General features: G+C 42.6%; 8 protein-coding genes. 4 read left to right on the forward strand and 4 right to left on the reverse strand.

The annotated features are described in order from the left end of the window. Positions 1-87 precede the first annotated feature (87 nt). Positions 88-1,461, reverse strand: coding sequence for a GNAT family N-acetyltransferase (locus tag ACHEVO_RS07385; protein ID WP_394124470.1), 1,374 nt, complete (start codon positions 1,459-1,461; stop codon positions 88-90). A gap of 607 nt (positions 1,462-2,068) precedes the next feature. On the opposite strand from ACHEVO_RS07385, the gene ACHEVO_RS07390 reads away from it, so the two are divergent. Next, entirely contained in the window at positions 2,069-4,288 is a 2,220-nt protein-coding gene (locus ACHEVO_RS07390; protein ID WP_191114679.1) for an NADP-dependent isocitrate dehydrogenase, read from the forward strand. A gap of 234 nt (positions 4,289-4,522) precedes the next feature. On the opposite strand, the gene icd is transcribed toward ACHEVO_RS07390, so the two are convergent. Further along, positions 4,523-5,782, reverse strand: a complete 1,260-nt coding sequence (gene icd, locus ACHEVO_RS07395) for an NADP-dependent isocitrate dehydrogenase (protein WP_179798194.1) — start codon at positions 5,780-5,782, stop codon at positions 4,523-4,525. Between the two features lie 438 nt (positions 5,783-6,220). Between icd and ACHEVO_RS07400 the strand changes: the two genes are divergently transcribed. Both ACHEVO_RS07400 and copM read left to right on the forward strand, forming a co-directional pair. Further along, positions 6,221-6,835, forward strand: coding sequence for a pseudouridine synthase (locus tag ACHEVO_RS07400; RefSeq protein WP_394124471.1), 615 nt, complete (start codon positions 6,221-6,223; stop codon positions 6,833-6,835). Between the two features lie 213 nt (positions 6,836-7,048). Beyond that, positions 7,049-7,903, forward strand: a complete 855-nt coding sequence (copM, locus tag ACHEVO_RS07405) for a CopM family metallochaperone (RefSeq protein WP_394124472.1) — start codon at positions 7,049-7,051, stop codon at positions 7,901-7,903. A 169-nt stretch (positions 7,904-8,072) separates the two neighbouring features. Here the strand turns inward: copM and ACHEVO_RS07410 are convergent, their stop codons facing one another. Continuing rightward, positions 8,073-10,103 carry a M61 family metallopeptidase gene (locus ACHEVO_RS07410; protein ID WP_394124473.1) on the reverse strand — a complete coding sequence of 677 codons (2,031 nt, stop codon included), beginning with the start codon at positions 10,101-10,103 and terminating at the stop codon, positions 8,073-8,075. 324 nt (positions 10,104-10,427) lie between these two features. On the opposite strand from ACHEVO_RS07410, the gene ACHEVO_RS07415 reads away from it, so the two are divergent. After that, positions 10,428-10,913 carry an FKBP-type peptidyl-prolyl cis-trans isomerase gene (locus ACHEVO_RS07415; protein ID WP_057758283.1) on the forward strand — a complete coding sequence of 162 codons (486 nt, stop codon included), beginning with the start codon at positions 10,428-10,430 and terminating at the stop codon, positions 10,911-10,913. Between the two features lie 506 nt (positions 10,914-11,419). Here ACHEVO_RS07415 and ACHEVO_RS07420 read toward each other — a convergent pair. After that, positions 11,420-13,630, reverse strand: a complete 2,211-nt coding sequence (locus ACHEVO_RS07420) for a carboxy terminal-processing peptidase (protein WP_394124730.1) — start codon at positions 13,628-13,630, stop codon at positions 11,420-11,422. Positions 13,631-14,054 lie beyond the last annotated feature (424 nt).

Consider the following 14,054-nt stretch of genomic DNA (forward strand, 5'->3'; position numbering starts at 1 on the left):
GTATTTTTTATAGGATGTTTAACAGTTAGAAAGTGTTTGCAAATAGAAGCAGAGTGAGTCACAGCTGATTGCCGTTATAAATTACTGCTATGAGGCACTACCATCAAATTCAGGCATATTGTCAGCATTAAAAGGCAAAGCTTCAAAGGCCTGCTGACGATACTGCGCCATATGCATCCGATCTCTGACACAAAAATCGCCAATCGCTGGTACAAAACGCGGATCATAGATACGGTGGATAGAATATGTCGTCGTTGGAATAAAGCCACGTACCAGCTTATGCTCTCCTTGAGTACCTGGATCGAAAGACATCAACCCTTGCTCAATAGCAAACTCGATACCTTGGTAATAGCATAGCTCAAAATGCAAGCTGTCATATTCACCTAGCGCGCCCCAGTAACGACCATATAAGGTGGCATTATTATCGCCATCAGCCTTGTCACTATCAACATTGTCGCTATCAGGTTGATAATATAAGAACAAACTACTCGCGATAATCTCACCACTGGCGTCGAGTGCTTGCGCAAGCATTATATGCTCAGGCATGCTCGCTGCCAACGCCATAAAAAAATCTATCGTCAAATAAGGCTGCTGTCCGCGTACTGCATAGGTCATCACATAACAGTGATAAAAAGCCTTCCAATCAGCATCGCTAATAGCATCACCGCACTTGCGCTGGCAACTAATGCCTTGCTCGGCAACTTTACGGCGCTCAGCCCGAATGGTTTTACGCTTTTTGGCCTTCAAGGTCGTCAAAAAAGCATCAAAATCTGCAAATGGCTTACTGTCATTAAGTAAGTCTTTATTTTGCCATAAGAACTGGCAACCTTGACGCTCAAATATCGGTAGCTCAATAGTAGCTGACTCTACGCCGCTTTCTTGAGCCGCTATGGCAAGCTCTACATCAATTTCAGTTGGTATAGATGCGGTGGCGATAGAGGCAAGCTCTGGTGTCACAAATAGTCCATGCCAGCTGGAAGCACCCACTTGTTGAGCGATATCATCGATACCTGCGATGGCTATTTTGAGGATATCCTCATTCAAAGTTTCACCTTTTGCCAACCAAATCCTTTGGCCAGTAATCGGTGTATATGGTGCGCTAGTGACCAATCGCGGATAATAATCAACGCCATAGCGCGCATAAGCTTCAGCCCATGCATGATCAAATACAAACTCACCACGATGATGACCTTTTATAAATACTGGCATGACAGCCACAGGTTGCAATGTATTTTCTGCCGCGCTATCTACTAAGGTATCGGTGCTATCTTCACTATCGGCATAGTCTGTGACACGATTTACTAAAATAAATATCGGTAGCCACCCTGCCTGCTCACCAATTGCTCCGGTGTCAGTCAACGCTTGCCAAAAAGCAAATGACATAAAAGGGGTATCTGGCGTCTGCCACTCTGTTTGGCTCTGCCAGCTGGTATCATTAATCAGCGCATACTCTAAACTCATATTCACCGTCACTATTATAATCGCGATATATTTATCGATAACCAATCTATTGATGATCTAGACTAGCAAATTTTTACGTCATTGCTGTCACAATTTGCAAAAACTTATCTGCATCCAATAAAAAACCACCAACGATAACGCGGGTGGTTTGTACGACTGTGCTCATGGGCAGTAAGATCAATATAAAACATCATGAAAAAACAGTAGTTGTATGGAAAAGATGATATCGAAGCCGATGACTGGTAGAATAAGGTTGTTATTAGCTTAGTATAATTCGAAACCATAGGATACGAGCTAAAACAGTATACTTAGTTCATGGTATACGATTGACATCCTATCGGATTTATAGTGGATTGATTATAATGTAGCGTCAGTGACACACTTTTAGGCAATTTTGCGCCGACTGTTAACGTGTTGCCTTTAAATGCTTTTTTCATGAATATTATTAAAAGAAAATGTCTGACCTGTCTTAAAAATTTCTAAGAAGCTACATATGAAGTACTTGTTCTAACCATATCATGGATTATTGCATAGTATCATTGACGCATATTCAACACTATATTTGAGCTTTATTATTAACTACAGCCTAAAGGAAGATCTAACTAAAATGTCAAAAATTATTTATACAAAAACTGACGAAGCCCCAGCGCTGGCGACTCTGTCGTTCTTACCTATTGTCGAAGCATTCACAAAAACAGCAGGCGTTGAAGTTGAAACCAGCGATATCTCTGTTGCAGCGCGTATATTGGCTGAATTCCCTGAATACTTGACCGAAGAGCAACGTGTTCCGGACAACTTAGCTGAGCTAGGTCGTCTGACTCAAGATCCAAACACCAATATCATCAAACTGCCAAACATCAGTGCTTCTGTACAGCAGTTAAAAGCCGCTATCAAAGAGCTACAGAGCAAAGGCTATGCTATCCCTAACTTCCCAGAAGATCCACAAACTGACGAAGAAAAAGAGCTACGCAAGCGTTATGGCAAAAGCTTAGGCAGTTCAGTGAACCCAGTACTGCGTGAAGGTAACTCAGATCGCCGCGCGCCTAAAGCAGTTAAAAACTACGCACGCAAGCATCCACACTCTATGGGTGAATGGAAGCAATGGTCAAGCACGCATGTATCACACATGCATGGCGGCGACTTCTACGATGGCGAGCAATCTATGACATTAGATAAAGCTCGTACGGTACGTATGGAGTTGTTACTTGATGACGGTACTCAAAAAGTATTAAAGCCTAAAATTGCTTTGCTTGATAAAGAAGTCATCGACCTAATGGTCATGAGCAAAAAAGCATTGTTAGAGTTTTATGAGCGTGAAATGGAAGATTGCCGCGAAGCTGGTATCTTGTTCTCATTACATGTAAAAGCAACCATGATGAAAGTCTCACATCCTATCGTCTTTGGTCATGCAGTTAGAATCTACTACAAAGAAGCCTTTGAGAAACATGGTGCTTTCTTTGATGAGCTAGGTATCAACGTCAACAACGGTATGGCAGATTTGTACGACAAGATCTCAACGCTACCAGCTTCAAAGCGTGAAGAGATTGAGCGTGATCTACATGCATGTCAAGAGCATCGCCCACGTCTGGCCATGGTTGACTCTTCAAAAGGTATCACCAACTTCCATTCTCCAAGTGATGTAATCGTCGATGCTTCTATGCCAGCGATGATTCGTTCAGGCGGTAAAATGTGGGGCGCTGATGGCAAAATGTATGACTGTAAAGCCGTCATGCCAGAGTCTACCTTTGCGCGTATTTACCAAGAAATGATCAACTTCTGCAAATGGCATGGTAACTTTGATCCAAAAACAATGGGCACCGTTCCTAACGTTGGCCTAATGGCTCAAAAAGCTGAAGAATATGGCTCGCACGACAAGACTTTTGAGTCTAGCGATGCTGGTATTGCACGTATCGTCGATATTGATACTGATGAAGTATTACTCGAAAAACGTGTTGAGAAAGGTGATATCTGGCGCATGTGTCAGGTTAAAGATGAGCCTATCCAAGACTGGGTAAAACTTGCTGTACGCCGTGCTCGTGAATCAGATACGCCTGTTATCTTTTGGTTAGACCCATACCGCCCACATGAGAACGAGCTAATCAAAAAAGTCAGAACGTATCTAAAAGATCATGATACCACTGGCTTACATATCGAGATTATGTCTCAGGTTCGTGCGATGCGTTATACCCTAGAGCGCGTTGCTCGTGGTCTAGATACTATCTCTGCGACCGGTAACATCCTACGCGATTATCTAACTGACTTGTTCCCTATCCTAGAGCTAGGAACCAGTGCCAAGATGCTATCAGTTGTACCACTAATGAAAGGCGGCGGTTTGTTTGAAACTGGTGCTGGTGGTTCTGCACCGAAGCACGTTGAGCAGCTGACTGAAGAAAACCATCTACGTTGGGATTCGCTTGGTGAGTTCTTGGCATTGACGGTATCTTTGGAGCATCTAGCAAACAACGACAACAATGCTAAAGCTCAAATCTTGGCAGACACGCTAGATACAGCAACAGAAAAACTGCTACTAAACGACAAGTCACCATCACGCAAAACGGGCGAGTTGGACAACCGTGGTAGCCATTTCTATCTAGCGATGTACTGGGCAGAAGAGCTTGCAGCGCAAGATAAAGATAGCGAGCTAAAAGCGCAATTTACACCATTCGCGCAAAAGCTAAAAGAGAACGAAGAAGCCATCGTTAAAGAACTTAACCAAGCTCAAGGCAAGCCAGTAGATATCAAAGGCTACTACTATGCTGACGAAGAATTGGCTAAGAAAGCAATGCGTCCAAGCGCTTTGTTTAACGAGACGTTGGCATCGCTATAATTTTAAGCGATTGCTCTTAAACCATTAAGCCTAATCGCTTTTGGTTTTTATACCCAGAAGCGATTAAGCGAGTTTAAGTCTTAGTAAAAAACACCTCAACCGTCTTAGAACGTTGGGGTGTTTTTTTGTGTTTTCTAAAAGTTTTATAAAGAGTGAAATAAAAAAAGCCACCTATATAATCAGGCAGCTTTTAATACATAATAATAAAATAGAATGCTTAGCGTTTAAGTAGTCTTATGCTTCCATATGCTTAATAATCGCCTTACCAAACTCAGAAGTACTCAGTAAGGTAGCATCTGGCATCAGACGCTCAAAATCATACGTGACTGTTTTATTGGCAATCGCCCCTTGGATACCACTGATAACAAGATCAGCTGCTTCCGTCCAACCCATATCACGAAGCATCATCTCAGCAGACAATATCAATGAGCCTGGGTTTACTTTATTCTGACCAGCGTACTTGGGCGCAGTACCGTGCGTCGCTTCATAAACAGCAATCGCGCCGCCTTTATTTGCACCAGGTGCGATACCAATACCGCCGACTTCAGCCGCTAATGCATCAGAGATATAGTCACCGTTTAGGTTAAGCGTTGCTACTACAGAATAATCTGCAGGACGCATCAAAATCTGCTGCAAAAACGCATCAGCGATGACGTCTTTGATAATAATATCGTTACCCGTTTTTGGATTTTTCATGGTCATCCATGGACCGCCATCTAATAACTCTGCACCAAAACGTTCTGCTGCCAGCTCATAGCCCCAGTCCTTAAACGCACCCTCTGTAAACTTCATAATATTACCTTTATGCACTAGGGTCACATTTGGCAGATCATTATCGATGGCATGCTGAATCGCTTTGCGTACTAAACGCTGAGAGCCTTCTTTTGAGACAGGCTTGATACCGATGCCACAGTCTTCAGGGAAGCGAATACTGGTCACACCCATCTCATCTCTTAAGAAATTGATAACTTTTTTGGCATCATCACTACCCGCTTTCCACTCGATACCCGTGTAGATGTCTTCTGTGTTTTCACGGAAGATAACCATATTGGTCAGCTCTGGATGCTGCACTGGACTTGGCACGCCCTCAAACCAACGTACGGGGCGTTGGCAGACATACAGGTCAAGGTTTTGGCGCACTGCGACGTTTAATGAACTAAAGCCGCCACCCACTGGTGTGGTCAATGGACCCTTGATACTAATGACGTAGTCTTTTAGAATCTCTAGCGTCTCGCTTGGTAAATAATCGCCGTCATATACTTTCGCTGCTTTTTCACCAAGATACGTCTCCATCCAAATGATAGACTTCTTGCCGTGATACGCTTTATCAACCGCAGCATTGACTACTTTTATCATGACAGGCGTGATATCTACACCGATTCCATCACCTTCCACAAACGGGATAATCGGATGGTTAGGGACGTTTAATGTTAGATCTGCGTTTACGGTCACTTTTTCGCCGTCTCTTGGCACGATAACCTTATCATATGACATAGATGATACTCCTTGGTTGTATGTTGGACGTCGCAAGCGAACTTAACACTTTGTTATGCTAACCGTTTTATTATAGTTGTAACGCTTTGGGCTCTTATCGGCTAAGCAAAGCTTTAATGAGCACGACACTTGCGTCATTGATTTGAACAATGTTAAAAATAACTCGAAGCTAAAAAAATTAAAATAAATACCCAAACAATAATTATCGCTTGCAGATAGTAGATTTTTCTCTATTAAAAATATAAATACCACTATCAGAATGCGGATTTAGGATAACAGCAAATTTATACGAGCGCTGTCCTACTTTTGTAGCAGGTCATGTGGCATACAGCACATTAAATATATCGCCTTTAGTCTTGTCGCTTAATACTAGCTCTACATCACAAAACATACGCTACAATGATTCATTGTCCATCAAAAACTAGGAAACACCGTTTTATGTCTACTTCTAGTCTCATCTTATTCAATAAGCCTTACGGCGTGCAAAGTCAGTTTAGAGATGACAGTAATAACGATCACACCACCCTATCGCAATACTTTACCGATAAGGCTTTGCGAGTTGCTGGTAGGCTAGATGCCACTTCGGAGGGCTTGCTGATTTTGACCGATGATGGTCGCGTTAATAAAGCAATTACTCATCCGCCAAAAGCCAATGCAGGGCGCAAACAAGGTAAAACTTATTTAGTGCAAGTAGAAGGAATCCCTACTGCTGAGCAAATCAATAAGCTTAAACGTGGCGTGGTTTTAAAAGATGGTAAAACGCTACCTGCTGAGGTCAAACACGTCAGTGAAGATGAGCTACCAATGGTACTCTGGCAACGTAATCCACCAATACGTGAGCGTAAAAGCGTACCGGACTCATGGCTAATGCTGACAATATATGAAGGGAAAAATCGCCAAGTTAGACGCATGACCGCTCATGTCGGTCTGCCTTGTCTGCGTTTGATACGTTGGTCAGTGGCAGGGTTTGAGCTAGGTGAGTTAGCTGTTGGAGAATTTGTACGCGTTCATCTAACTAGCGAACACTGTCGTCAGCTAGGTATTTCTAGTTAGCTTAGATGGTTTTAAGTTCAGATACTGTTGATTAATTCACACTGTTTGGCTATTTAGCCCCTAATAGAAAGCTTCAATATTAATATATTACGACCTGTTAAACATAGTGTCTCGAATGAGTAAGGTTTATCTGCTAACATTCAGCACGTAATTGATTATGTATAATAGGTATTATCCATTTATCGTTTGGTTTTTTCACAATAGGGATATGTCATGATTGCTTCTCGTCGTTTTCTTTCGTTGGTCACTAGCATTTCTGCAGCGCTTGTATTGAGCGCCTGTCAGCCAACGACTGAGGACAACCAATCAAATCCTGCAGAAGAAACCTCACCGCCAGTGACTGATATGCCACATGCTGAGCATGACGGTATGGCAGACGACACTCTAACAAATGACAGCGATAACAGTGTCAATGATGAGTCTCAAATGAGCGATATGCTCAGAGACTATACGAGATCAATGACTAGAATGCATGACGAGATGATGATTGGGATGGGGTATAACGATCCTGACACCGCTTTCGCTAAAGGCATGTTGGGACATCATCGCGGCGCGGTAGATATGGCAAAAATAGAGCTCAAGTATGGTACTGACGAAGCGATGCGCCAACTTGCTCAAGATGTCATTACGGCACAGCAAGCTGAAATCGACGTCTTAAACAAGTGGCTGGCTAGCCACCCTGATGCTGCCAAACCTAAGCCAAATACTGTGGCGATGCAGCAAGCATATGCTAAGAGCATGGAAAATATGCATGGCGAAATGACTTTGGGTGTGGCTGATCCTGTACCTGATATGGCATTTGCACGCGGCATGCTACCGCATCATATTGCCGCTGTTGATATGGCAAAAGTTCAGCTCGAATATGGGACAGATGAAGAGATGCGTCAGTTGGCGCAAGACGTCATTGATACCCAGCAAACTGAAATTGATGTGATGAAAAACTGGATTGCTGCGCTTGAGGCTGCAAGTAGCGACGAAGACGATAGCTCTGTAGATGAAAATATTGAGCCTGAAACTACCGATAATCAGAACCTAGATAACCTAGATAACAGAGCCAAAGAGCAGTAAACGTATATCTTCTCGCCAACCTCTGACCTATCGAGCATTTAAGTTGCTTGGATATATCTACAATATTAAAATTGATTAAAAAACCCTCTTCTAAGCATGATTGCTCGGAAGAGGGTTTTTTATATGGAAGGGTTTTTCGTATGGAAAGGTATTTGATATAGCATTGAGGCTATCGTTTCATAACATTAAGCCATGTCTCCCAACCTGCCTCACCTTTTAATTGCTCATTATCATTCTCTAGAGTCTTATCTCCTTTTGCTAAGCGTAGGCTTACTTTATGAGTAGGTACTGCTCCAGTCATGCCAGTTGTCACACCTCGCGGCTTCACTTTAGTTGTCGTTTCGGGTTGAACCTGAACACACATCAGCTCATCACGGCGGAATAAATAGCATTCAACAGGATGCGCCGTATTAACCAAGCCGGTAAGTTGTTTCGTATCCGCTTTGATGCCGTCAATCGCGATAATAACGTCATGTGCTGAAATACCAGCTTTAGCGGCAATACTATCTCGCATCACACGATTTACCTTGAGCCCAGCTGGCGTTTCGTTACATCGCATACCCCAAGGCACATGCTTGTCAGCCGTTTCTTTAGTATTCGCCTGTATTTTGACACCGTTTGCCACTAGTAAAGCTTCAATTGGCAGCTCTTCTACCCCATTGACGTAACGGCGTTCAAAATCTTCCCATTCTGCTAGCGGCATAAACTGCTCAATGACGGAGCCCATATCAGCACTACTGATACCAATTCGCTTACTGTCGTTCTGCTTGGCTTGAGTATAAAAAGCTTTGACTACATCAAACAAACGATAACGACCGTCGCTATTTTTGAGTAAGATTAGATCCAGACATAGAGCTACCAACGCGCCCTTATTATAGTAACTGATACCCGCATTGCCTGTATTTTCATCGGTACGATACAGTTTAATCCAAGCATCAAAGCTCGACTCTGCCACGCTTTGATTACCGCGCCCTGGGGTCTGATAATAGCGATTGACTTGCTCGGCTAGCAGTCGCAGATAATTGGCTTTATCAATCACACCTGACGCTTGCAACATAAAGTCATCGATATAAGACGTAAACCCTTCAAACACCCAAAGTAATGGTGTAAATGCCTCACGCCGTAAATCGACATCGATCATGACATCAGGACGCACCGTCTTCACCCACCATGAGTGAAAATACTCATGGCTACACAAGCCTAAAAACCGCTGATAATCTGTACTCGGTAACTTTGGCTCATTAGTGTTGGGTAAGTCATTTCGCGGGGTGATAAGGCTAGTAGAGTTAATATGCTCAAGCCCACCATAGTCTTGACCACTGGCAAAGGTCATAAACGTATAATCGTCAAACGGCGCATCGCCTAACCAATCTACGTAGGTCTGACAAATCTGAGTAATATCTTGCTGCAATCGACCTAGGTTAGCATTCTGCTTACCTGACAGGTAAAAGCTATGATGTAGCGTCTGATGCTCATTATCATGAATAATAAAATCAAACTTTTCTTGCTCCGCGATTTCGAATGGATAATCAATCAGCTCGTGATAATTAGCTGCCTGTAACTTATAAATGTGCTGACTATTCGCTTGCTGACTGCCTTTTTGCTGCTGATCAAAATGCAGGTGAGTAGCGTCCAAACCACAGGCTAACAGTACTCTGCTACTTTCTTTGTCTACAAAAAATGTCTCAGGAACGATTAAGCTAACTTGGGCAGGTGATTGCTCTTGCCCTTCGATGGCGAGCGCAAGTGAAGTGAAATTGCCATAAAGTCGTTGCTGATCGACATAGGCTGTACGTACAGACAAGTCATAGCAATAGACTTCGTACTCGACGATGACCGTCTGCCCTGCTTGCACAGTTGGCAGCTGCCATGTATTTTTGTCAATTTTTTGCGCGCGATAAGTTTCTGGTTGCTTGTTACTATCCGCTGTTTGAGCCTCTACTATTTGATAATGTACCGCAGTGATGTTTCGAGCAAACTCGCGCATTAGATAACTGCCTGGTATCCACGCTGGTAACCAAAGCTGCGGCGCATCGGTTACTGCTGTAAAGCTTAGGGATACATCGACCAAATGCTCGTAGAAACGGGCAAAATCAAATTGATAGCTTATATCAACTATCGTTTTAGCCTTAGTATCATCATGATTGGTTGAAACATTGCTCGCTGGTTGTTTAGTAGTGGTATTGGCAAATGCAGTCATCGTATCTCTCATCCTTATTTTTATAATTATGCTAGAAGTCCTGCTCTAAAAAAGCAACTCCTAAACCATGAATAGCCAATAGCTATGCATTAACTATAGAAAATAGCAGTTATTATTGTAAATTGTGGCATTAATTGGCATTTTTTATGTTTTTTGCCTTGAAAGTTATGTGGGCCATCTCAATTAAAGATGCTAACTGCTAAAGTTACTTTAATAAACTGATGATAATTGACTAATGACGTGGCCTTTTGGCTTGCAGATTGGCTTTTTTAGGTTTATTGCAACCGTATTTAATTTTTTACATAGATATATTTAGGATATTTTATGACTACTATCGCAAAAGACACTGCCGTCAAATTCAATTACACACTAAAAGACGACGAAGGCAATATCCTTGACCAGTCACCAGAAGGTCAGCCACTTGCTTATCTACATGGTCACAGCAACATTATCCCAGGCCTAGAAGCACAATTAGAAGGTAAGTCTGCTGGCGAAAAAGTTAATGCAGTCGTTGAACCTGCTGATGGCTACGGCGAATACCAAGAGCAAGCAGTACAGCATGTACCACGTGACAACTTCCAAGGCGTTGATGACATTCAGCCTGGTATGCAGTTCCAGTCAGAAGCTGGCGGCCAAGTAATGTTGGTTACCGTAACTGCTGTAAACGATCAAGAAGTGACTGTTGATGCAAACCATCCATTGGCTGGCAAGCGTTTGACATTTGATGTTGAAATCCAAGAAGTACGTGCAGCAACTGAAGACGAACTAAACCATGGCCATGTACATGGTGCAGGTGGCGTTGAGCACTAATCTCTTCTAGAGTATAGTGACAATAGTTAGATGATAAATTATTAAATTTATTCTCTAATCTAAAAGGCCAGTAGCCGATAAGGTTACTGGCCTTTTTTTATGCTTATCTCATGGCAAGTTTCGAATTAATATAAATATGATTAACTTGAATACTATCTATTTAAAGAATCCGCCATAAAAATTATTAATATCCAGACGTAACAAAGCCGCATAACGACAAGCGTCATGCGGCTTTTATTACCAACCATCCATGTTAGCGTTACGTGATACCTAATCCCGGGGCATCTCATAACTGACAGGCATCCAGCCTTATCATCCTTAATCAGCAAACTACTTATCCCTAGTGCGACCTTTAAGATACCAATCCCTAGTATCAATGAACCGTTTCGTTCAATCGTGCCGTACAGTTATAGTCGCAGATTGACCCTTCGTTGGTAAGAGGTCTAAACGTCAATCTATGTAAGCATATGCTTACATAGATTACGTAACGCTATAATAACTTCACATTATAGCTTTTCTTCAGGGCTAAGCATTGTCTTAGGTTCAGCGCTGAGCATCAGGTAAGCTGCCTCATTGATAAACGCTTCATCCTCTGGTAATTCTGGACGTTCAGCTGCTTTCATACGGCTACGTTCTTCAAATTTTGCGTCCATCGCTGCTTGATAAGTATTCCAGTTAGAGTACGGACGCTCACCAGTTGCGATAAGGCGCTTGTTTTCTGCTTCTAATGAACGTTTTTCAATTAGTTGCATTTTAGCTCGGCGACTATTGATATCTAATCGAACAGGTTTCTTTTCATCATCCATGTTACGAATATCATTTAGCGTCGACAGATAAGTAAACTGCGGGTCTTTTTGTTGGCGAATCTTAGACTGTTGATTGAGCGTCGCCAATGTATCACTGGTAAACTTCCCTTCAGGCTTATATGGTGCTGTTCTGATAGTGTCCCAAGGCAATGCTTTTTTCTGAGCGCGCTCGCCAAAGGTCGCATCGTCATAGATATTGACTAGCTCAACGTCTGGTACGACACCTTTATTCTGTGTACTACCGCCAGTCACACGATAAAACTTACGCTGAGTTAAGGTGGCAGAGCCTAAAGCTAAGCTATCGAGCTGAATTTGCGCCGAGCCTTTACCAGTCGTCGTACTACCAACTACTAATCCGCGACCATAGTCTTGAATAGCTGCGGCAAAGATTTCACTGGCTGAGGCTGATGCTAAATTGGTAATAACCGACATTTTGCCATCATACAACTGCTCGCCGCCATCGTTGTCGCGATACACTTGAATGTTACCGCGATTATCACGAATCTGTACTAGTGGTCCACTCTTAATAAAGAAACCTAACATCTTGGCAACTTCATCTAATGAGCCACCAGGGTTATTGCGCAAATCAACCACTAGACCATCGATATTTTGTTTATTCAACTCTTTTAGTGCTTTTTCAGTATCGATACTGACGCTACGGTAGTCTTCACCATTACGACGTGCACGATAGTTTAGATAAAAGCTCGGTATCTCAAGTACGCCAATACGCTTTGGTGTCTTATCAATATTAGGACGCTGCACTTCTACCACTCGCTGAGTGACGCCAGATTCTTCTTGCTGAATAATGTCTCGTACTACCGTGACCGTACGGGCGCTAGCATCTGGCGTGTTGGGTTGACGTAGTTTCAGTGTGACCGATGTACCGCGTTTACCACGAATCAAGCTGACAATTTCACGCGTTGACCAGCCAACCACGTCCATCATGGTTTCGCCATCTTTTGCGATACCAACGATCAAATCATTGGGCTTAATCTGACCTGACTTAGCGGCTGGACCACCATCGACCAAAGTCACAATACGGGTATAATCCGGATTTTTGCGATCTGGACGAATAGAGACACCAATACCTTCCAACTGAAGACTAGACTGGATTTGCAATTCCGTCGCTTGAATCGGTGCATAGTAATTACTGTGCGGATCATAGGTCAGCATCGCCGTATTTAAGATGGTTTCCATGATTTCATCATCTTTGAGACGCTTAAACTGCTCTTGTTGACGCGACAAACGATTTTGCAAAATCTCATTTGGCGTACGCTCATCGTTACGTACCAAGTCTTGCCCACGAGTGATATCTGGATTGCTTAAAAATACTTTCTCTTTGGCTTTTTCGTCTTCCTGACCGAGCGTAATGCTCATCAACTGAAACTTTAACTGACGTTCCCAGTAATCGCGCTGCTCTTTTTTGGTTTTAAAATGGCCGAGTTTTTCACGATCAAGAATGATTGTGTCATTACCTGTCAAATCAATATCTTTTTTGAGCATCTTGGTGGCCATCGCAAAGTACTCGTTTGAGCGTTTACGATAACGATCAAACACCTCTACCCCTGCAGATAGATCACCTTGCTTTAAACGAGCACCAAAGTCTTCAGCGTGTTTTTTCTTCAGCTCATCGACATCAGATTGCAGAAATAATGTATGGTTTGGGTCAAGGCTATCAATATACATTGATAGGATTTCGCTACCGGTCTTGCTATCTAAAGGCTGATTAAGATAATGACTGCGATCCAGCAAGGCGGCTACTTGACGGGTGGTGACCTTTTGCTCAGGGGTCTGAACGAAACTTCCCGTGTTGGTCTCGGCGACTGCAGTACCGTAGCTTTGGGTCAAGATAATACCGGCGATGCCCACTGACGCTGCACTGAGTAACCACTGTGCTGGTTGTTTTTTCATCATATGTACCTAGTTATTTGAAGTTAATAGTATTGGGTAATTCATCAGGATTAGTAATGCTCGAATCTGTTATGACCTATAAATGCTGTGTGTTTTATTCTTATACTTTATGCATCATTAAATACTGATATATAGTCAAAAATCAATCAATATTATCACGCGCATAAATACTGAACTGTCTCAAACTGTATAAGCAATCTTACACGCTACGTTTGTACATACCAAACTTTCTATCACTTTTATCATGCATAGCAATTGGAAGCTATGAACATCGATTTAATGACTAAACTTAATAGCTATTAGCAAATTGATTTGACCCCGATAATCTGCCACATTATGCTCAGTTAATAATAACTGTCATAATAAGATATCTGAACAATGACTGCTAAGCGATAAGACAGGTATAGTCAGTCACCCTCATAAT

Origin of the sequence: Psychrobacter nivimaris (assembly GCF_043419765.1) — a bacterium.
In the GTDB taxonomy this organism is placed as follows: domain Bacteria; phylum Pseudomonadota; class Gammaproteobacteria; order Pseudomonadales; family Moraxellaceae; genus Psychrobacter.

Bases quoted from the DNA above. Each gene is read 5' to 3' on its own strand.
- ACHEVO_RS07385 (WP_394124470.1), bottom strand. From the start codon at position 1,461: ATGAGTTTAGAGTATGCGCTGATTAATGATACCAGCTGGCAGAGCCAA.
- ACHEVO_RS07390 (WP_191114679.1), top strand. From the start codon at position 2,069: ATGTCAAAAATTATTTATACAAAAACTGACGAAGCCCCAGCGCTGGCG.
- icd (WP_179798194.1), bottom strand. From the start codon at position 5,782: ATGTCATATGATAAGGTTATCGTGCCAAGAGACGGCGAAAAAGTGACC.
- ACHEVO_RS07400 (WP_394124471.1), top strand. From the start codon at position 6,221: ATGTCTACTTCTAGTCTCATCTTATTCAATAAGCCTTACGGCGTGCAA.
- copM (WP_394124472.1), top strand. From the start codon at position 7,049: ATGATTGCTTCTCGTCGTTTTCTTTCGTTGGTCACTAGCATTTCTGCA.
- ACHEVO_RS07410 (WP_394124473.1), bottom strand. From the start codon at position 10,103: ATGACTGCATTTGCCAATACCACTACTAAACAACCAGCGAGCAATGTT.
- ACHEVO_RS07415 (WP_057758283.1), top strand. From the start codon at position 10,428: ATGACTACTATCGCAAAAGACACTGCCGTCAAATTCAATTACACACTA.
- ACHEVO_RS07420 (WP_394124730.1), bottom strand. From the start codon at position 13,630: ATGAAAAAACAACCAGCACAGTGGTTACTCAGTGCAGCGTCAGTGGGC.